At 64.5% G+C, this 18,984-nt stretch carries 17 protein-coding genes; 8 read left to right on the top strand and 9 right to left on the bottom strand.

The window, feature by feature from the left end:
* Positions 1–74: 74 nt before the first annotated feature.
* From RYH74_RS03090 to RYH74_RS03060, 7 genes are all read right to left on the bottom strand, one after another.
* Positions 75–1,460, bottom strand: coding sequence for an aspartate aminotransferase family protein (locus RYH74_RS03090; protein WP_025337671.1), 1,386 nt, complete (start codon positions 1,458–1,460; stop codon positions 75–77).
* 12 nt (positions 1,461–1,472) lie between these two features.
* Positions 1,473–2,939: an NAD-dependent succinate-semialdehyde dehydrogenase gene (locus RYH74_RS03085; protein ID WP_317408948.1), complete on the bottom strand. Its 1,467-nt coding sequence runs from the start codon at positions 2,937–2,939 to the stop codon at positions 1,473–1,475.
* A gap of 36 nt (positions 2,940–2,975) precedes the next feature.
* The gene (gene doeB / locus RYH74_RS03080; protein WP_025337669.1) at positions 2,976–3,995 is read right to left on the bottom strand and encodes a N(2)-acetyl-L-2,4-diaminobutanoate deacetylase DoeB; all 1,020 of its coding nucleotides are present in this window, start codon (positions 3,993–3,995) and stop codon (positions 2,976–2,978) included.
* Between the two features lie 3 nt (positions 3,996–3,998).
* Complete coding sequence (gene doeA, locus RYH74_RS03075; protein WP_085601899.1) at positions 3,999–5,189, bottom strand: ectoine hydrolase DoeA; 1,191 nt, start codon at positions 5,187–5,189, stop codon at positions 3,999–4,001.
* Positions 5,190–5,225: 36 nt separating this feature from the next.
* On the bottom strand, positions 5,226–6,218 hold the full coding sequence (gene eutC / locus RYH74_RS03070) for an ectoine utilization protein EutC (RefSeq protein WP_317408947.1): 993 nt from the start codon (positions 6,216–6,218) through the stop codon (positions 5,226–5,228).
* Positions 6,219–6,249: 31 nt separating this feature from the next.
* On the bottom strand, positions 6,250–7,221 hold the full coding sequence (gene eutB / locus RYH74_RS03065; protein WP_317408946.1) for a hydroxyectoine utilization dehydratase EutB: 972 nt from the start codon (positions 7,219–7,221) through the stop codon (positions 6,250–6,252).
* 214 nt (positions 7,222–7,435) lie between these two features.
* On the bottom strand, positions 7,436–8,830 hold the full coding sequence (locus RYH74_RS03060) for a PLP-dependent aminotransferase family protein (protein WP_025337665.1): 1,395 nt from the start codon (positions 8,828–8,830) through the stop codon (positions 7,436–7,438).
* A 239-nt stretch (positions 8,831–9,069) separates the two neighbouring features.
* On the opposite strand from RYH74_RS03060, the gene ehuB reads away from it, so the two are divergent.
* The 4 genes from ehuB to ehuA all read left to right on the top strand — a co-directional run bounded on the left by ehuB (position 9,070) and on the right by ehuA (position 12,153).
* Positions 9,070–9,924 carry an ectoine/hydroxyectoine ABC transporter substrate-binding protein EhuB gene (gene ehuB / locus RYH74_RS03055; RefSeq protein WP_015268922.1) on the top strand — a complete coding sequence of 285 codons (855 nt, stop codon included), beginning with the start codon at positions 9,070–9,072 and terminating at the stop codon, positions 9,922–9,924.
* Between the two features lie 62 nt (positions 9,925–9,986).
* On the top strand, positions 9,987–10,646 hold the full coding sequence (ehuC, locus tag RYH74_RS03050; RefSeq protein ID WP_015268921.1) for an ectoine/hydroxyectoine ABC transporter permease subunit EhuC: 660 nt from the start codon (positions 9,987–9,989) through the stop codon (positions 10,644–10,646).
* Complete coding sequence (gene ehuD / locus RYH74_RS03045) at positions 10,643–11,299, top strand: ectoine/hydroxyectoine ABC transporter permease subunit EhuD (protein WP_003256382.1); 657 nt, start codon at positions 10,643–10,645, stop codon at positions 11,297–11,299. Before ehuC ends, ehuD begins: the two co-directional genes overlap by 4 nt.
* 59 nt (positions 11,300–11,358) lie before the next feature.
* Entirely contained in the window at positions 11,359–12,153 is a 795-nt protein-coding gene (gene ehuA / locus RYH74_RS03040; protein ID WP_075046875.1) for an ectoine/hydroxyectoine ABC transporter ATP-binding protein EhuA, read from the top strand.
* Between the two features lie 15 nt (positions 12,154–12,168).
* Here ehuA and RYH74_RS03035 read toward each other — a convergent pair whose 3' ends face one another.
* Both RYH74_RS03035 and RYH74_RS03030 read right to left on the bottom strand, forming a co-directional pair.
* Entirely contained in the window at positions 12,169–13,188 is a 1,020-nt protein-coding gene (locus RYH74_RS03035; RefSeq protein ID WP_075043738.1) for a transporter, read from the bottom strand.
* A 306-nt stretch (positions 13,189–13,494) separates the two neighbouring features.
* A complete protein-coding gene (locus RYH74_RS03030; protein WP_075043737.1) occupies positions 13,495–14,484 on the bottom strand; it encodes a Fic family protein in 990 nt (329 codons plus the stop codon).
* 179 nt (positions 14,485–14,663) lie between these two features.
* On the opposite strand from RYH74_RS03030, the gene RYH74_RS03025 reads away from it, so the two are divergent.
* From RYH74_RS03025 to RYH74_RS03010, 4 genes are all read left to right on the top strand, one after another.
* A complete protein-coding gene (locus RYH74_RS03025; RefSeq protein WP_075043736.1) occupies positions 14,664–15,053 on the top strand; it encodes a YybH family protein in 390 nt (129 codons plus the stop codon).
* Positions 15,054–15,147: 94 nt separating this feature from the next.
* The gene (locus RYH74_RS03020; RefSeq protein ID WP_075043735.1) at positions 15,148–16,647 is read left to right on the top strand and encodes a purine-cytosine permease family protein; all 1,500 of its coding nucleotides are present in this window, start codon (positions 15,148–15,150) and stop codon (positions 16,645–16,647) included.
* 13 nt (positions 16,648–16,660) lie between these two features.
* Positions 16,661–18,091, top strand: a complete 1,431-nt coding sequence (locus tag RYH74_RS03015) for an aldehyde dehydrogenase family protein (RefSeq protein ID WP_317408943.1) — start codon at positions 16,661–16,663, stop codon at positions 18,089–18,091.
* Between the two features lie 420 nt (positions 18,092–18,511).
* Positions 18,512–18,757 carry a hypothetical protein gene (locus tag RYH74_RS03010; protein ID WP_075043733.1) on the top strand — a complete coding sequence of 82 codons (246 nt, stop codon included), beginning with the start codon at positions 18,512–18,514 and terminating at the stop codon, positions 18,755–18,757.
* Positions 18,758–18,984: the final 227 nt, after the last annotated feature.

Genomic DNA, 18,984 nt, shown 5'->3' with positions numbered 1-18,984 from the left:
CGGGGTGGGTGGGACCGTCAGTCGGTTCGCCTGCCGAGGCCGGCGATGGGGCCGCATGACGGCCCCTGCAATGCTCAGCCGAGCACCTTGCCAGCCACCTCATCGACCGCCGCCTTGGTGATGGCGACGATCTTTTCAGCATCCTCCTGGTTCAGCACCAACGGCGGTGCAAAACCGAGAATGTCACCATGCGGCATGGCCCGGGCGATCATCCCGCGCTCAAGGCACGCTGCCGACACCTGTGGCCCGACTTTCAACGCCGGGTCGAACGCCGTGCGCGCCTCGCGATCGGCCATGAACTCGACCGCGCAAAGCATGCCGTCACCCCGTACTTCACCTACCAGCGGGTGGCCTTCGAAGGTTTCGCGCATGCGCCGGTTCAGGTATGCCCCCACCACTTCGGCATTCTCGGTCAGGTTCTCGCGCTCGAGAATATCCAGGTTGGCCAGCGCCGCCGCCGCGCAGATCGGGTGCCCGGAGTAGGTCCAGCCGTGGCCCATCGGGCCGGCCTTCTGCGAGCCTTCTTCGATCACGTTCCACACCTTCTCGCCAACGATCACTGCCGACAGAGGCGCATAGGCGCTGGTCAGGCCCTTGGCCGTGGTGATCAGGTCCGGGCGGATGTCGTAGCGCTGGCTGCCCATCTTCGAGCCCAGGCGGCCGAAGGCGCACACCACTTCGTCGGCGATCAGCAGCACGTCGTAGCGATCGAGCACGGCCTGGATCGCCTTCCAGTAGCCCTTCGGCGGCACGATGATGCCACCGGTACCCATCAGCGGCTCGCCAATGAACGCGGCGACGGTGTCGGGCCCTTCGGCCAGGATCAGTTGCTCCAGCTCGTCGGCGCAATAGCGCACGAAGGCCTGCTCATCCATGCCGGCCGGTGCCTTGCGGTACCAGTGCGGGCAGACCGTATGCTTGACGCCTTCCACCGGCAGGTCGAAATGCTGGTGGAAGCTGGGCAGGCCGGTAAGGCTGCCGGTCATGATGCCCGAGCCGTGATAGCCGCGGTCGCGAGAGATGATCTTCTTCTTGAGTGGGCGACCGAGGATGTTGTTGTAGTAGCGCACCAGCTTGACCTGGGTCTCGTTGGCATCGGACCCCGACAGGCCGTAATAGACCTTTTTCATCCCGGCCGGCGCCCAGTCGATGATGCGGCTGGAAAGCTCGATGATCGCTTCGGTCGAGTGGCCGACGTAGGTGTGGTAATACGCCAGCTCCTTGGCCTGGCGATGGATGGCGTCAGCGACCTCGGTACGCCCGTAACCGATGTTCACGCAGTACAGGCCGGCGAAGGCATCAATCAGTTCGCGGCCTTCATGGTCACGCAGGCGGATGCCCTCGGCACCGGTGATGATCCGGCCCTTGAGCGCGCCGCTGGCGTGGTCATGGGCGTGGGTCGAGGGGTGCATGAAGTGGGCGCGGTCCTGTTCGAACAGCTGGCTGAAATCTTGGCTCATGGCAAACACTCCTTAGAACTGACCGTGGTGGTGCAAGCAAACGTATTTGGTTTCGACGAAGGGTTCGAAGCCCTCGCTGCCGCCTTCGCGGCCCAGGCCCGAGGCCTTCATGCCGCCGAACGGGATGGGGTGGCCGGTGAACTTGACGCCGTTGATCGCCACCATCGCGTGGTCGAGCCGGCGCACCAGCGGGTGCACGACATCGAGGCGGTTGCCGACGATGTAGGCAGCCAGGCCGTACTCGGTGTCATTGGCCATGGTGATGGCCTGCTCCAGCGTGTCGAACGGCATGACCCCGGCAATCGGCGCGAAGTTTTCTTCCTGGTAGATGCGCATCGCCGGCGTGACATCGGCAAGCACCGTCGGCTGGAAGAACCAGCCACCCAGCGCATGGCCCTCGCCACCGACCAGGCGCCGGGCGCCACGCTGCAGGGCGTCCTCGACCCGGGCCTGGGTGGTGTCGAACGCGGCCTGGTGCATCAGCGGGCCGACCTCTGCCGCCGTCTCCTCGCCATCGACCATCGCCGGGCCAACCTTCAGCGCCCGCACCGCTTCGGCGAAGCGCGCCAGGAATGCTTCGTACAACGGCCGCTGCACCATGATCCGGTTGGCCGCGCAGCAGTCCTGGCCAGACGTCTGGAACTTGGCGGCCACGGCCACCCGCACGGCCAACTCCAGGTCGGCATCGGCGCAGACGATGAACGGCGCGTTGCCGCCCAGCTCCAGCGCCACTTTCTTCACATCCTGAGCCGCGGCTTGCAGCACCAGCTTGCCGACCCGGGTCGAGCCGGTGAAGCTGACCGCCCGCACGCGGCTGTCGCGCACCAGGGTTTCCATGGCCATCTGCGGCTCGCCGATCACCACGTTGAACACCCCCGGCGGGAAGCCGGCGTCCTCTGCCAGCTGGGCCAGGGCCAGCGCCGAGAACGGTGTTTCGTGGGCTGGTTTGACCACCACCGTGCAGCCGGCCGCCAACGCCGCAGCCGCCTTGCGGGTGATCATGGCGCTGGGGAAGTTCCACGGGGTGAGCAGCGCGCAGACCCCGACGGGCTCCTTCAGCGTACTCAGCTGGGCACCCGGAATATGGCTGGGGATGGTCTGCCCGTTGAGGCGCCGGGCCTCCTCGGCAAACCAGGGGATGAAGCTTGCCGCATAGGCGATTTCACCGCGTGCTTCGGCCAGCGGCTTGCCCTGCTCCTCGCTGAGAATGCGCGCCAGAGCCTCCTGGTGCTCGAGCATCAATTCGGCCCAGCGCCGCAACAGCGCAGCGCGGCTGTCCAGGCTCTGCTGGCGCCAGGCCGGGAAAGCCCGCTGGGCGGCATCCACCGCGGCGACGATCTGCTCATGGTCGAGCAGCGGCACATGGCCGATGACCTGGCGGTTGGCCGGGTCATGCACGGCGACGCTGTTGCCACTGTGGCTGTGCAGCCATTGGCCATCGACGTGGCACAGGCTGTTGAATGGGTAGTGGTGTGACATGACTGTTCTCCATACCTCGTTGTCGTGGCGCCAGGTTCAGGCCAGTACGTCGGCGATCACCGCCAGGGTGTCGCCGCACTGCACCAGGCCGGGAAAGTGCCGGGCTGCGAGCAAGCCATTGCGTCGAGCGCGGTACTCGACCGGGGCGCTGCCGGTGCGGCGGATGTCATGGATACGGGCGATCACCTCACCCTGGCTGACCGTTTCTCCCAGGTCGCGGCACATCTCCAGCAATCCGTCGTGCTCGCTGGCGATGAAGCAATCGCCATCGGGCATGTCCAGCAGGGTTGTCTCGCCCTGCTCCACTTCGCCGGCGAGGATGCCGGCGTGGATCAGCACATTGCGCACGCCGCGCTCCGCCAGGGCCACGCTTTTCGCCGTAGAGGTGCCACCACCGCCCAGTTCGGTGGTGATGAACACCTTGCCCTGCTCTTCTGCCGCGGTGTCGTACATCGCCTGCGCATCCAGTTCGAGCATGCGCATGCTGTAGGGCGCGGCGAAGGCCTGCATGCCGGCTTCACAACGGGCCTGCTGGGCCTTGTCGGGCAGCACATGGCATGCAGCGAACGGCAGGAAATCGAGGGTGCGACCACCGGAGTGGATGTCCAGGACGATATCGGCCAACGGCAGCAAGGTGCGGCGGAAATAGTCGGCGATCTTTTCCGTCACGCTGCCATCAGGCCGGCCAGGGAAGCTGCGGTTGAGGTTGCCCCGGTCGATCGGCGAGGTGCGGGTGCCCGCCTGGAACGCCGGTGTGTTCATGAACGGCACGATGATCACCCGCCCGCTTACCTGCCCGGCCTGCAGCTGCTGGGCCAGCTTGCTCAGCGCCACCGGGCCTTCGTATTCGTCACCGTGATTGCCGCCCGTGAGCAAGGCTGTCGGGCCATTGCCGTTCCTGACCACCGTCAGCGGAATCATCACCGCACCCCAGGCCGAGTCGTCACGCGAGTACGGCAGCTTGAGGAAGCCGTGCTGCACGCCGTCCTGCTCGAAATCCAAGGTACAGGTGATGGGGTTGGCCACCGTGGCGGCGGCCTGTGCGATCGCATTCATGGGTCAGTCCTTCACGAACAGCTGGCGCGGCACGTTGCACAGGGTCTCGACCCCGGTCTCGGTGATGAGGATGCTTTCGGTGATCTCCAGGCCCCAGTCGTCCATCCACAGCCCCGGCATGAAGTGGAAGGTCATGCCCGGTTGCAGCACGCTGGTGTCGCTCGGGCGCAGGCTCATGGTGCGCTCGCCCCAATCTGGCGGGTAGCTGATACCGATCGGGTAACCACAGCGGCTGTCCTTGTGTATGCCGAACTTCTCCAGCACGCGGAAGAACGCCCTGGCAATGTCACCGGTGGTGTTGCCTGGCCGCGCGGCATCGAGGCCGGCCGCGATACCTTCGACCACCGCCTTTTCGCCATCGAGAAAGTGTTGCGGCGGCTTGCCCAGGTACACGGTGCGCGACAGCGGGCAGTGGTAGCGCTTGTAGCAGCCGGCAATCTCGAAGAACGTGCCGGCGCCGCGGGTGAACGGTGAATCGTCCCAGGTAAGGTGCGGCGCGCTGGCATCTGCGCCGGTCGGCAACAATGGCACGATGGCCGGGTAGTCGCCGCCATGGCCATCGACACCGAGGATGCCGCTGCGGTAGATCTCGGCCACCAGCTCGTTCTTGCGCATGCCGGGCTCGATGCGTTCGAGGATGCACCCGTGCATCTGTTCGACGATGCGCGCGGCGATACGCATGTATTCGATTTCCTGCGGCGACTTGACCGCCCGCTGCCAGTTGACCAGCCCGGCGGCATCGCTGAAACGCGCCTGTGGCAGGTGCTTGCACAGCGCCTGGTAGGCCGCCGCGCTGAAGTAGTAGTTGTCCATCTCCACGCCGATGCTCAGGCCGCCCCAGCCCTTGGCCAGAATCACCTCCTGGCACAGGTAGTCCATCGGGTGGCGCTCGCGTGACTGCACATAGATGTCCGGGTAGCCGACGATGTTGTCGTGCTGCATGAACACCGTGCGCCTTGCGCCATTGGCGTCCTGGCCGCGGCCAAACCAGATCGGCTCGCCATCGAGCGCCAGCAGCACGCACTGGTGCACGTAGAACGACCAGCCGTCATAGCCGGTGAGCCAGGCCATGTTCGATGGATCGGTAACCAGCAAAAGCTCCAGGCCCTGTGCCTGCATGGCAGCTCGGGTCTTGGCCAGGCGCTGGGCGTACTCCTGCCGACCGAACGGCAGGTTGACCACTGTCTGTGACATACGGATGCCCTTCTTGTGAGTGGGTTGTGAAAACTGTCAGCTGTGAAACGCCAGGCCTTTGTGGGCGGCGATTGCGCGTTCGAAGGCAAGGTTGGCGATGGCGGTGTCCTGGGCCCCGGTGCCGGTCAGGTCGCACAGGGTGACCTCTTCGGCCTGCACACGACCCGGGTGCAGGCCGGCGATGATCTGGCCCAGCTCGGAATGAACGGCCTGCTCGCTGACCGCGCCAGCGCGCAAGGCGTGGTGCAGTTCGCCCAGCACGCGGGTCTGGCTCAGGCGGTCGGCGACATAACGGTCGAGCCGGGCCAGGGCCGTGGGCGCGATCTCGTTCTTGTGCTCGGCATCCGAGCCCATGGCAGTGATGTGCAGCCCCGGTTGCAGGTGATGCGGCTGGATCAGCGGCTCGCGGCTGGGGGTGCAGGTGATGGCGATATCGACCGCCTGCATGGCCTGGTCGACACTGTCGCAGGCCTGTACCTGCAGTTGCCCATCACGCCCCAGGTCATCACATAACGCTGCGGTTCTCTGCGCATCGCGCCCCCACACCTTGACCTGCTCGATCGGCCGCACCAGGCGCAGTGCCTGCAGCTGCAGGCGTGCCTGTTCGCCACTGCCGATCAAGGCCACGCTGCGGCTGTCCTGCCGCGACAGCCAGCGTGCAGCTACCGCACCGGCTGCAGCGGTGCGCACGGCGGTGAGGTAGCCGTTGTCGAGGAGCAAGGCATCGAGCAGGCCAGTGCGGGCCGACAGCAGCATCATCATGCCGTTGAGGCTGGGCAGGCCAAGCTTGGGGTTGTCGAAAAAGCCCGGGCTGACCTTGATCGCGAAACGCTCCAGCCCTGGCAGGTAGGCGGTTTTCACGTCCACCTCGCCGTTGTGCTCGGGCACATCCAGGCGCACGATCGGCGGCATCGCCACCTTGGCCGTGGCAAGCAGGGCAAAGGCCTGTTCGATGGCATCGATCGCGTTGCGGTCGAGGGTGATGCAGCTACGCAGGTCGGCTTCGCTGAGCAAGGTGATGGCCGGCATTCGAATACCTCCAGTGAAGGAAACGTGAATTTCAGGCGTCGCCGCCGTTGAGGACGCGCTGATGCTGTGCGCTGTCGACGTTGCGCCCGCTGACCACCACCACGACCGGGCCGCGAGCCGTCACCAGGCCGTCGAGCAGCGCGGCGATGCCGACTGCGCCGGCACCTTCGAGTACCAACCGTTCGTGCTGGTAGGCGTGGCGCATGCCATTGGCGATCGACGCTTCCGGCAGCAGGTGGAGTTGGTCGAGCAGACGCTGGGTCATGCTCAAGGTGTGCTGGTTGCCCAGGCCGATGCCGCCGCCAAGCGAGTCGGCGAGTGTCGGCAGCTCCTCTACCTCGACTGGCCTGCCGGCCTGCAGGCTGGCGTACATCGCCGCGCCGCGCTGCATGCTGATGCCATGGGTGGTGATTGCCGGCTTGATGCTTTTCATGGCCAACGCCACACCCGCGAACAGGCCACCACCGGAGAGCGGAATCAGCACCTGCTCCACCTCGGGCAACTGCTCGATGATTTCCAGGCCCACAGTGCCCTGGCCGGCGATGACCTGAGGGTGATCGAAAGGTGGAATCAGCGTTGCGCCCTGTTGCTCGCCATGTTGTTGCGCGGCCTGCTGGGCATCGTCCTGGGAGTGGCCGACGATGCACACTTCGGCGCCCAGGTCGCGGATGGCCTGGACCTTGTTGGCTGGCACCAGTTGCGAAAGAAACACGGTTGCCTTCACGCCCAGTTGCGCAGCAGCGTGGGCCACCGCCCGTCCGTGATTGCCGGTGGAGGCCGTAACCACGCCGCAAGCGCGTTGTTCAGCGCTGAGTGCGGCGATGGCATTGCTGGCGCCGCGCAGCTTGAAGCTGCCGGTGGTCTGCAGGGCTTCGAGCTTCAGGTAGACCGGCGTGCCCAGGTGCCGCGACAGGCTGGGGGAAAGTTCCAGCGGCGTGCTGCGCACCAGGCCGTGGATACGCTGGCGGGCGAGGTAGAGATCGTGAAGCGAGAGCGCTGACATGACCGGGACCCAACAAGTGAGCTGATGTTGGGCGGAGTGTATGAGGCGAAAATTGTCGTGATGAATGTACTAGGGCAATTTGCGTGGGAATTTGTTTTAGCCTGTACCGGCCTCTTCGCGGGTAAACCCGCTCCCACAGGAGTCGCGCATTTCCTGAACCTCGCACGGAACCTGTGGGAGCGGGTTTACCCGCGAAGAGGCCGGTACAGGCCGCTCAAAGCTCGTGGATCTGCGGATACTGCCCGAACAACTCCCGCATATCGCCAAAGGCCTGGCGCAGCTTTGCCTCGGAACACTCGGCGCCCACGCACAAGCGCACGGCCCGTGGCCGCGGTGTACCGCGCACCAGGAACGGCTCCGGCGGCGTCACCGCAATCTGCCGGCGGCGCAAGGCACGCACCAGGCTGTCCACTTCCCAGCGTTCGGGAATGTTCAGCCACGCCCCCAGGGCATGCGCGTGCTGACCACGCACATAATCCCCCAGGTACTCACGCAACAACGCCTGACGCTCGCCCAGCAAGGTGCGCTGCAGCGCCACCAGCTGCGCCGCGCGCCCATCGTTGATCCAGCGCGATGCAATTTCCGCCACCAAGGGCGTGGCCATCCAGCTGTTGACCCGCAAGATGCTCTCGGTGCGCAGCGCCAGGCGCTTGGGCATGGCCAGGTAGCCCACGCGCAGGCCGGTAAGCACCGACTTGGTCATGCTGGTGCAGTAGAACGACAGCTCCGGCGCATAGGAACTTAGTGGCCTGGCATGGCTGCCACCCAGTAGCGGCCCGTAAACGTCATCTTCGATGATATGCACGCCAAAGCGCCGGGCAATTTCGGCAATCTCCTGGCGCCGGCTGTCAGGCATCAGGCTGACGGTCGGGTTGTTGAGGTTGGGGGTGCACACCAGCGCGGTCACCCGCTCGTTGCTGCAGATGTCCTCGAAATGCTCCGGGTTGATGCCCTCGCGGTCCATCTCCAGGCCTTTGAGGGTAAAACCGAGCACCTGTGAATTGCCGATCACGCCATGGTCGGTCAACCCCTCGCACAGCACCACATCATCCGGCCCGGCCAGCGAGGCCAGGGCCAGGAAGATGGCGTGGGCGGCGCCGTTGGTGACCAGCACATCGTCACGCTCGACCTGCATGCCCAGGCCGGCAAGCCAGCGCACCGCGGCCTCGCGGTGGCTCTCGAAACCGGCGATGGGGCGGTAGGCATGGATCCACGGCTGCTCCTCTTCCACGGCCAGCTCGGCGCAGGTGTCGCGCCAGATGCGCTCATGCACCTGGGTGTGCAGGATGCGGGTGATGGAGAAGTCGACCAGGGTACGCTCGGGCAGGTCGATGATGTCATCCGACACACGGTCGCTCATGCGCCGGCTGACGAAACTGCCACGGCCGATCTCGCAACGCACCAGGCCTTGGCGCTCCAGTTCCTTGTAGGCATTGGTCACGGTCTGCACGCTGATGCCCAGGGCATCGGCTACCTGCCGCTGCGGTGGCAGGCGCTGGTCATGTACCAATACGCCGCGCTCGATCTCGCCGGTGACGGCCTGGACCAGGATCTTGTATTTGGACTCGCCGATGCGGGCGGCGTCCAGGGCTGCCTTCCAACTGTGCATCATGATGTTCGCTTCACTTGCCAGGGCCAGGGTCACAGCATCCCCCGTACAAGTGCTTCGGGCAATTGTCCTAGTGCAATGCCATCGCCGTTTCAGCTTTTGTATGCTCGGCCCAAGGTCGAACTCCCGCTGCCTGGCAGCCTCGAACAAAAGACCGACCTGCTTTCGCTGTTTTGCTCCACTGCCTCCTAACACAGAGCCGTCGACGACGGTTTTTATAACAAACAGGAGCTTCATTGATGAGCCAGCCTTTCAACGTTCCACGCCCCTTCCAGCGCCTGCTGATGGCCTGTGCCACCTTCGGTGTGCTTGCCAGCGCCCAGGCCGCCAGCCTGGACGAAATCAAGGAAACCAGCCACATCCGCATCGGCTACGCCAACGAAACCCCGTTTGCCTTCACCGAGACCGATGGCCGGGTAACCGGGGAGTCACCGGAAATCGCCAAGATCATCTTCGAAAAGATGGGCATCAAACAGGTCGATGGCGTGCTCACCGAGTGGGGTTCGTTGATCCCGGGCTTGCGCGCCGGGCGCTTCGATGTGATTGCCGCCGGCATGTACATCACCCCGGCACGCTGCAAGCAGGTGATCTTCACCGACCCGCAGTACGCCCTGCCCGACACCCTGCTGGTGGCACAGGGCAATCCGAAGAACCTGCACAGCTACGCCGACATCGCCAGGAACCCGGACGTGAAGCTGGCGATCATGGCCGGCACGGTCAACCTCGCCTATGCCCGCGACTCCGGCATCACGGATGCGCAGATCCTTCAGGTGCCGGACACCACAGCCCAGTTGCAGGCCGTGCGCGCCGGCCGCGCCGATGCTGCCGTGGGCACCCAGCTGACCATGAAGGGCCTGGCAAAAAAGGGTGGCGACAAGGTCGAGGCGATCAGCGACTTCACCGATGACCCGGCCCACACCGGCTACGGTGCCCTGGCCTTCCGCCCCGAGGACAAAGCCCTGCGCGACGCGGTCAACGCCGAGATGAAGAAGTGGCTGGGCAGCGAGGAGCATCTGAAGACCGTCGCGCCGTTCGGCTTCGACCGCAGCAACGTGACTGACAAGACCGCCGCCGAGCTCTGTGCCCAGCAGTGAATCGAGGTGGCATGGCGCTTGCCGTGCCATTCCCTGTGTAATCCGATTATTCAGGTCGAACCATGGGTGAATTGATACCGTTGTTACTGCAAGGCGCCTGGATCACCATCCAGGTCACCTTCTTCGGCTCGCTGCTAGCCATCGTCGCCGCGATCCTCGCCGCCCTTGGCCGGCGTTCGTCATGGCGGCCATTGAGCTGGCTGTGCGTGGCCTACATCGAACTGTTCCGCGGCACCTCGTTGCTGGTGCAGTTGTTCTGGCTGTTCTTCGTATTGCCGCTGCCACCGTTCAACCTCGAACTCAGCGCCTACACCGTGGCCATCGTCGGCCTCGGGCTGCATATCGGTGCCTACGGTGCCGAAGTGATGCGCGGGGCGATCAGCTCGGTGGCCAAGGGGCAGTACGAAGCCTGCACCGCGCTGAACATGCCCGCCACCACCCGCTTCCGGCGGATCATCCTGCCGCAGGCATTGCTGGCGGCCATCGCACCTGGCACCAACCTGCTGATCGAACTGCTGAAGAACACCTCGCTGGTGTCGCTGATCACCCTGTCGGACCTTAGCTTCCGCGCCCGTCAGCTGGACCAGGCGACCTTCCAGACCCTGGAAATCTTCAGCCTCACCCTGCTGCTCTACTTCGTCCTGGCGCAGGTCATCAACTTCCTCATGCGTCGGGTCGAACGGCGCCTGAGCCGCGGTCGCCTGCGGGGGAGCCTGTCATGAATTTCTGGGACTGGAACTACGTCGCGCAAATCCTGCCCGACTTGCTGCAGGCGTCGCTGAAAACCCTGGGCATCACCTTGGTTGGCTTCCTGATCGCAGTGGTGCTGGGCCTGTTCCTGGCCATCGCCCGACGCAGCCGCCAGGCCTGGCTGTCGTGGCCGGTGGCATTGCTGATCGAGTTCATCCGCAGTACGCCGCTGCTGATCCAGGTGTATTTCCTCTACTACGTGCTGCCCAACTACGGGGTCAACATGACGGCCATGCAGGCCGGCATCATCGGTATCGGCGTGCACTACGCCTGTTACCTGGCCGAGGTTTACCGTGGCGGCCTCGACTCGGTGGCGCGCAGCCAGTGGGAAGCGGTGGTCGCCCTCAACTTCGCGCCGTGGACCGCCTACCGGGCAGTCATCCTGCCCCAGGCGATTCGGCCGATCCTGCCGCCATTAGGCAACTACCTGATCGCCATGCTCAAGGACACCCCGGTGCTGTCGGCCATCACCGTGGTGGAAATCATGCAGCAGGCCAAGAACGTCGGCTCCGAAAGCTTCCGCTACCTCGAGCCGATCACCCTGGTCGGTCTGTTCTTCCTGGCCTTGAGCGTCGCTCTGGCCTACCTCGTTCGGCGCCTTGAAGTGCGCCTGGAGCTCCGCTGATGATCGCCCCTGTGACCCACTTCGCCACTGCTACCGCCACCCAGCCGCTGGACACCCACATGCCCACACCGGCCATTGCCCAACCGATCGTCAGCTTCAAGGACGTGACCAAACGCTACGGCAGCTTCACCGTGCTCGACGGCCTCAACCTCGATGTCGCCCCCGGTGAAAAGGTGGCGATCATCGGCCCCAGCGGCTCGGGCAAGTCGACGTTGCTGCGGGTACTGATGACGCTTGAGGGCATCGACCAAGGCATGATCGAAGTCGATGGCGAATCGCTCACCCACATGCCCGGGCGCAACGGCGCGCAGCTCATCGCCAACGAGCGCCATGTACGCAAAGTGCGGGCGAAGATCGGCATGGTGTTCCAGAGCTTCAACCTGTTCCCGCACATGAGTGCCTTGCAGAACGTGATCGAGGCCCCGGTCCAGGTGTTGGGCGTGAAGCCGGCCGAGGCGCGCGAACGGGCTGCCGAGCTGCTGGAGATGGTTGGCCTGGGCAACAAGTTCGAGCATTACCCGTCGCAGTTGTCCGGTGGCCAGCAACAGCGCGTGGCGATTGCCCGGGCGCTGGCGATGCGGCCCAAGGTGATGCTGTTCGACGAAGTGACCTCGGCGCTGGACCCGGAACTGTGTGGCGAGGTGCTGAACGTGATCCGCCGGTTGGGCAGCGAGCACAACCTGACCATGCTGATGGTGACGCATCAGATGGGCTTTGCCAGGGAGTTCGCGGATCGGGTGTGCTTCTTCTACAAGGGGCAGATCCACGAGCAGGGGACGCCGGCGCAGATCTACGAAAACCCGCAACAGGAGCGGACCCGGGCGTTCCTCAGTGCAGTACGGGAGGCGAACTGACCGACGATTGTCGCTTCAGTACTCGCGCCGCTTGCGAAACGCCCAGCGCCCCACCAGCACGGTGAAGGTCGCCACCAGGGCCACCAGCACCCAGAAGCCGTGGGGGTTTTCCGCCAGCGGCACACCCCCGACGTTCATGCCGAAGAAGCCGGCGATGATGTTGATGGGCAGCGCCAGCACGGTCACCACGGTCAGGGTGAACAGGGTGCGGTTGGTCTGTTCGTTGAGCTTGGCGGCGATTTCTTCCTGCAGCAGCTTGATCCGCTCACCGAGGGCGGTGAGGTCGCTGATCACCAGGGTGAACTCTTCTGTGGCCGCCCGCAGCTGGCGTATGTCCTGTTCCTGCAGCCAGTCGGGCGGCCGGTTGAGCAGGCGCAGCAACGCCCCTGGCTCCAGCGCCAGCAGGCGCTGCAGGCGCACCAGCACCCGGCGCATGCTGCCCAGTTCGGCGCGGTTGTCGCTCAGGCGCTGAGACAGCAACTGGTCTTCGATGCGGTCGACGCTGGTGGTGGTTTCACGCACGATCTGGGTCAGCACATCACCCTGGTCGCGCAACAGATGGACCAGCAACTCGATGGACGAATGAAAGCGCTCGCCATGCTTGACCGACGAGCGCAGCTTGTCCACCGAATGCAACGGCTGCAATCGAGCGCTCACCAGCAACTGGCTGCTGGCGCAGGCCCACAGCGTGGAGATGTCCGAGGACACCAGGCCGAAGTTGAACACCACATCGTTGACCACTGCCAGCAGCGCCGAGTCGGCGTGTTCGATACGGGTCGAGCGCGAACCTTCGCGCAGGGTTTCGAAGAAGGCTTCGGGCAACTGCAGGTGGGTGCGCAACCAGCGCTCGCAGGCAGCATGGGCCAGGTTCAGGTGTACCCACAGAAACTCGCCAGGTTCCAGCGGCTGGCCGAGCGTGCGCAACAACTGCGCCGAATCGATTTCGCGCCCCGGCTGGCCAGGGCGGAAGGCGAAGGCGTAGAGCAGGCCGAACAGGTCGTGCTCCTGTGGCAGATGCAACGCGGGATGGCCCATTCGAACTCGCAATGAGGCACGGGGAGATGGCAGAAAGGTTGCTGAACATTCGTTGCAGTCAGATGACAGCTGGATAGCGGAAAGCCCTTTGGGCTGCGCTGTCGCGTAGAGAGCCGAATTTGCAAGCGGTCCGCATACCCTGTGGGAGCGGCTTTAGCCGCGAAGAATCCAACGCGGTGCCTGGCACCGGCTGCGCCGGTGTTCGCGGCTAAAGCCGCTCCCACAGGGTCCCTGCTAATTCAATGAGTTATGTGCAGCCTTATGAGTACGGGCACGCCCGCTCCCACAAGGTGCGCGGCGCGAAACCTACCTTGCAACCCGCCGATACTGCTGTTTGGGGCTCCGTGGTGATTCGGGATCGGTCATTTCGATCAACCCGGCAGCGAGTGCCGGGTACAAGTAACTCTTGCGGAATGTGGCACGGTGCGAGAGGCCCAGCTGGTGCATCAATTCGCTGCTCTTCAAAGCAACGCCTGCAGGCAGCACATTCAAGAGACTCGCTACTTGGTCGGTTACTTGGTCGGTTACTTGGTCACTGTCTTCTGCTTCGATAAGCGCCTGCAACAAGGCTTCGAGCATGAATTCGACAAATGGGGTTGCTTCAGCAGCTTGGTCGGCGGCGGCCAGGGCAGCGTAGTAAGCGTCCTGCTGCTCACGAATAACGGTTTCCACCGGCAGGTACGCCAACACCGGCCGCCACTGGCTGAGGAGAAGGGTCTGCCATAACCGTCCCATCCGCCCATTACCTTCAGCAAATGGGTGGATGAATTCAAACTCGTAGTGGAATACACAACTGGTAATCAGCGGATGCCAATCGTTGTTCGCGAGCCAGTGCAACAAATCCTGCACCAGCGTCGCCACCCGACTGGCCGGTGGCGCCATATGCAGAAGGCGAGTGCCGCGATAGATGCCCACCCCTCCACGCCGGTAGCGGCCAGCGTCATCTATAAGCCCATACATCAGCATGCCGTGCGCAGTGAGCAGATCGTCCTGGGACTCAGCGCGCCAACCAGGCATCGCATCGTAGGTCGCGAACGCGTTACGGACTTCCTGGATTTCACGTGGCAAGCCCAGAACCCGCTTGCCATCCAGCAAGGCGGTTACCTGCTCCACGCTCAGGGTGTTGTTTTCGATGGCGAGCGACGCCTGGATGGTGCGGATACGGTTGCCTCGGCGCAGCTGTGGCGTCAGCGCGCCATCACGGTAGGCAGTCAACAATCCCACTTGCTCGCTGATTTCGGCAACCAAAGCCAGAATGCGGGGGGTCACCGTCAGTGGTGGCTGGTAATTGCTCATTGCCTACAGCCCATGGGGATCAGCTGCCACCTTAATCCACAGATCACACGGGGGTAAAGAAAGCGCAGCCATCACTTCACAAATTCCTGAACTGATTATTTGCCTGCAGCGATTTTTCCTCTCGCCAACCGCCACCAGAATCGCTTCACCACAATCACAAGAACCGTGAGGCCACTCCCGTGGACCAGACACTCCAGGTACGGCAAGCCGCCGCCGACCTCGTTGCGGCGTTCGCCAGCAACGACACTGCTCGCTATTTCGCCTGCTTCAGCGAAGACGCCACCTTCCTTTTCCACACCCTGCCGCAACCGCTGCTGTCGCGCCATGCCTACGAGCAACTCTGGGCCCAGTGGCAGGCCGACGGGTTTGCCGTGCTCGCCTGCGAATCGGGCAATGCCCAGGTGAGCCTGCAAGGTGACGTGGCGATCTTCATGCATGATGTGGCCACGCACATCCGCATCGCCGGCGAAGAACACCAGTTGAGCGAGCGCGAAACCATTGTCTTCCGCCGCCACGGCGAACAGTGGCTGGCCTGCCACGAGCACCTGTCGGTCGTATCGCCGGCCTGATCATCCATTTACGCGGCCCTGCCGCCCTGCCATCGCACCCACAATAAGGCCCGCGTACTGCGCCGGCCCACAACAACCGCGCTGGAGCATCACCATGAGCCACTCGACCGGTATCGAGACCAACGGCGTCGAACAGATCCCCGACGATCAACGCGACGCCTCCCCGCTGGACCTGTTCCGCCTGATCTTCGGCGGCGCCAATACCTTCGCCACGGCCGTGCTGGGCAGCTTCCCGGTGCTGTTCGGGCTGTCGTTCCAGGCCGGCGTGTGGGCGATCCTGCTCGGCGTCGGCGTGGGCGCGCTGATCCTTGCGCCCATGGGCCTGTTCGGCGCCCTCAACGGCACCAACAACGCAGTATCGTCGGGTGCGCACTTTGGCGTGCACGGGCGCATCGTCGGTTCGTTCCTGTCGCTGCTCACCGCGGTGGCGTTCTTTTCGCTGTCGGTGTGGAGCTCGGGCGACGCCCTGGTCGGCGGCGCCAAGCGCCTGGCCGGCCTGCCGGAAACCGACCTGACCCTGGGCTTGGCCTATGGCCTGTTCGCGGTGCTGGTGCTGGTGGTGTGCATCTTCGGCTTCCGCTTCATGCTGTGGGTCAACAAGATCGCCGTGTGGGCCTCGAGCCTGCTGTTCCTGCTGGGCATCGTTGCCTTTGCCGGGCCGTTCGATGCCGGTTACGCGGGCAGCGTAAACCTCGGCCAGGCGGGCTTCTGGGCGGCATTCGTCGGTGCGGCGATCCTGGCCATGAGCAACCCGGTGTCGTTCGGTGCGTTCCTCGGCGACTGGTCGCGCTACATCCCGCGTGAAACGCCCAAGGCGCGCATCATGCTGGCGGTGATCGCGGCCCAGGGCGCGACACTGATCCCGTTCCTGTTCGGCCTGTGCACCGCCACCTTGGTGGCCACCCAGGCACCGGACTACATCGCTGCCAACAACTACGTCGGTGGCCTGCTGGCGGTGGCGCCAAGCTGGTTCTTCCTGCCGGTGTGCCTGATTGCGGTGATCGGCGGCATGTCCACCGGCACCACGGCGCTGTACGGCACCGGCCTGGACATGTCCAGCGTGTTCCCACGCCTGCTCAGCCGTGCCGGTGCCACACTGCTGATCGGCGTGCTGGCGATCGGCTTCATCTTCGTCGGCCGCTTCACCTTCAACCTGGTGCAGAGCGTGTCGACCTTCGCCGTGCTGATCATCACCTGCACCAGCCCGTGGATGGTGATCATGATCCTCGGCCTGATCACCCGCCGCGGCTTCTACCATGCCGACGACCTGCAGGTGTTCACCCGCGGCCAGCGTGGCGGCCACTACTGGTTCCTGCATGGCTGGAACTGGCGCGGCATGGGGGCGTGGATCCCCAGCGCGGCGGTGGGCCTGTGCTTCGTCAACCTGCCAGGGCAGTTCGTCGGCCCGCTGGGCGACCTGGCCGGCGGCATCGACCTGAGCCTGCCGGTCACCCTGGGGCTGGCCGGCGTGCTGTACCTGCTGCTGCTCAACCTGTTCCCCGAACCTGCCGGCGTGTATGGCCCCCTGGGCCCACGTTGGGTGCGTTGCAAAAGCACCGCGCACACGCCGGTAACCACCGCCGAAATGGCCTGACTGGAAAACGACCATGACCACTTCCCACTACATTGCCGGCCGCTGGGTCGAAGGCCAGGGCAGCGACTGCATCAGCGTCAATGACCCGGCCCTTGGGCAACCGTTTGCCGAACTGATGGCCGCCAGCATCGCCCAGGTAGACCAGGCCGTGACCGCTGCCCGTGGCGCCCTGCCCGCCTGGAAAAACACCAGCGCCAGCGAACGCGCCGCCTACCTGCGCGGCTTTGCCGAACAGCTCGGGCAGCGCCGTGAAGCGTTGATCACCTTGCAGATGCGCAACAACGGCAAGCCACGTCACGAGGCGGAAATCGACCTGGACGACGCCATCGCCACCTTCGGCTACTACGCCGAACTGGCCGAGCAACTGCCATCGAAGAACCGCGATGTGCCGTTGGCTGCACCGGGTTTCAGCGCTCGCACCCGCCTGGAACCGGTGGGCGTGGTCGGCCTGATCGTGCCGTGGAATTTCCCGCTGGTGACCAGCGCCTGGAAGCTCGCCCCGGCCCTGGCCGCCGGTTGCACCGTGGTGCTCAAGCCATCGGAAGTCACCCCGCTGATCGAACAGGCCTACGGCCAGATCGCCGATGCCCTGGGGCTGCCGGCCGGGGTGTTGAACATCGTCAACGGCAAGGCCGAGACCGGCGCTGCACTGAGCAACCACAATGGCCTGGACAAGCTGTCGTTCACTGGCAGCAATAGTGTCGGCAGCCAGGTAATGCGCAGCGCTTCGGCGCAGTGCCGGCCGGTGACGCTGGAGCTGGGCGGCAAGTCGGCGATCGTGGTGTTCGATGATTGCGACGTGGGCCAGGCGGTGGAGTGGATCGTCGCCGGCATTACCTGGAACGCCGGGCAGATGTGCTCGGCCACTTCGCGGCTGCTGGTGCAGGACGGCATTGCCGATGCGCTGCTGCCGCGCTTGCAGGTGGCACTGGAACAGCTACGGGTCGGTAATCCATTGACCGAAGAGGTCGAAATGGGGCCGCTGACCAGCCAGGCGCAGTGGCTGAAGGTGGCCGGCTACTTTGCCACGGCGCGGGAAGAAGGCCTGCATTGCCTGGCCGGTGGCAAGGCGCTGGACCGGGATGGCTGGTTCGTCAGCCCGACGCTGTATGCCGATGTGCCGAAAGACAGCCGCCTGTGGACCGAGGAAATCTTTGGCCCGGTGCTGTGCGCGCGTCGCTTTGCGACCGAGGGACAGGCGATTGCCGAGGCCAACGATAGCCGCTTCGGGCTGGTGGCTACGGTGTGCTCCGCCGACCTGGAGCGCGCCGAGCGGGTGGCCGATGCGCTGGAGGTTGGCCATGTGTGGATCAACTCGGTGCAGGCGGTGTTCGTCGAGACCTCGTGGGGTGGCACCAAGGGTAGCGGGATCGGGCGTGAGCTGGGGCCTTGGGGGTTGTCGGCCTACCAGTCGGTCAAGCATGTGACGCGCTGTCTGGGTTGAGATTTCCGAGGCCGCTTTGCGGCCCTTTCACCGGCAAGCCATGTGCCATCCCTGTGGGAGCTGGCTTGCCGGCGATCGAGGGCGAAGCCCTCGCCTTGGCCCCCTCAGATGTAAGACTTTTCCCAACCTGAAACCAAATGCTTCAGCTGGAAGTAGCTTGGGAATTATCCTACCCGCGCCGCAGCCGTTTCTCTGTTGTTGAACAGGAGCATCAGGGCTAATTTCCCCGGGTCGTCAAAAATGGCGACCGGGTGTGAGAGCCCGTGCTGATCTGGTTGCAACCTCAACGGTAGCTGTGCGCGGGCAGGCTTGGTCCTGGCCGGGTTCCTAGGTCTCCGGTCTCTCACCCCGCGTACGGCTGCCACCCGATCCTGTGAGAGGGAATGGGGTGGTAGCTCCTGACCGACCTAGGGAAACGCAATGAATAAACTTGTGCCCGATCCACCTGTAAAACCTGGCTCCCGCCCGTTCTACACCATCAACAACGACTTGCCCTCACCCGAGGCACTGCGATACGTCTCGCAGTTGCTGCTTGGCATCGAGGACACCCTCGACGAATACATCTGCGCCAACGCTGGCGAACCGGGCATCGGGTTGTTGGTCAATACCGTGCATAACGTGCAAATGACCCGGGCGCTCAGCCAGTTGCTGTTGAACCGCGAGTAAGGCCTGGAATTGATGCCGGGCTCACCGGCCCCTTCGCGGGTAAACCCGCTCCCACAGGGATAGCGCAGGCCTGAAGGGCAGCGCGCTACCTGTGGGAGATTGCCCAGCCCTTTGGGCTGCGCTGTCGCGCAGAGAACTCAGTGCGCAAGCGGTCCGCGTACCGTGTGGGAGCGGGCGTGCCCGCGAAGAATCCGACGCGGTGCCTGGCACCGGCTCCGCCGGTGTTC

Source organism: Pseudomonas sp. LSJ-87 (assembly GCF_032971465.1).
GTDB classification, from domain to species: domain Bacteria; phylum Pseudomonadota; class Gammaproteobacteria; order Pseudomonadales; family Pseudomonadaceae; genus Aquipseudomonas; species Aquipseudomonas putida_Z.
This window is presented reverse-complemented; position numbering and strand designations above follow the sequence as displayed.

Excerpts from the sequence above, each read along its gene's own strand:
- RYH74_RS03085 (WP_317408948.1), bottom strand. The coding sequence starts at position 2,939 with ATGTCACACCACTACCCATTCAACAGCCTGTGCCACGTCGATGGCCAA.
- RYH74_RS03020 (WP_075043735.1), top strand. The coding sequence starts at position 15,148 with ATGAGCCACTCGACCGGTATCGAGACCAACGGCGTCGAACAGATCCCC.
- doeB (WP_025337669.1), bottom strand. The coding sequence starts at position 3,995 with ATGAATGCGATCGCACAGGCCGCCGCCACGGTGGCCAACCCCATCACC.
- ehuA (WP_075046875.1), top strand. The coding sequence starts at position 11,359 with ATGCCCACACCGGCCATTGCCCAACCGATCGTCAGCTTCAAGGACGTG.
- RYH74_RS03015 (WP_317408943.1), top strand. The coding sequence starts at position 16,661 with ATGACCACTTCCCACTACATTGCCGGCCGCTGGGTCGAAGGCCAGGGC.
- eutB (WP_317408946.1), bottom strand. The coding sequence starts at position 7,221 with ATGTCAGCGCTCTCGCTTCACGATCTCTACCTCGCCCGCCAGCGTATC.
- RYH74_RS03030 (WP_075043737.1), bottom strand. The coding sequence starts at position 14,484 with ATGAGCAATTACCAGCCACCACTGACGGTGACCCCCCGCATTCTGGCT.
- ehuC (WP_015268921.1), top strand. The coding sequence starts at position 9,987 with ATGGGTGAATTGATACCGTTGTTACTGCAAGGCGCCTGGATCACCATC.
- RYH74_RS03035 (WP_075043738.1), bottom strand. The coding sequence starts at position 13,188 with ATGGGCCATCCCGCGTTGCATCTGCCACAGGAGCACGACCTGTTCGGC.
- RYH74_RS03010 (WP_075043733.1), top strand. The coding sequence starts at position 18,512 with ATGAATAAACTTGTGCCCGATCCACCTGTAAAACCTGGCTCCCGCCCG.
- RYH74_RS03090 (WP_025337671.1), bottom strand. The coding sequence starts at position 1,460 with ATGAGCCAAGATTTCAGCCAGCTGTTCGAACAGGACCGCGCCCACTTC.
- eutC (WP_317408947.1), bottom strand. The coding sequence starts at position 6,218 with ATGCCGGCCATCACCTTGCTCAGCGAAGCCGACCTGCGTAGCTGCATC.
- ehuD (WP_003256382.1), top strand. The coding sequence starts at position 10,643 with ATGAATTTCTGGGACTGGAACTACGTCGCGCAAATCCTGCCCGACTTG.
- ehuB (WP_015268922.1), top strand. The coding sequence starts at position 9,070 with ATGAGCCAGCCTTTCAACGTTCCACGCCCCTTCCAGCGCCTGCTGATG.
- doeA (WP_085601899.1), bottom strand. The coding sequence starts at position 5,189 with ATGTCACAGACAGTGGTCAACCTGCCGTTCGGTCGGCAGGAGTACGCC.
- RYH74_RS03060 (WP_025337665.1), bottom strand. The coding sequence starts at position 8,830 with ATGCACAGTTGGAAGGCAGCCCTGGACGCCGCCCGCATCGGCGAGTCC.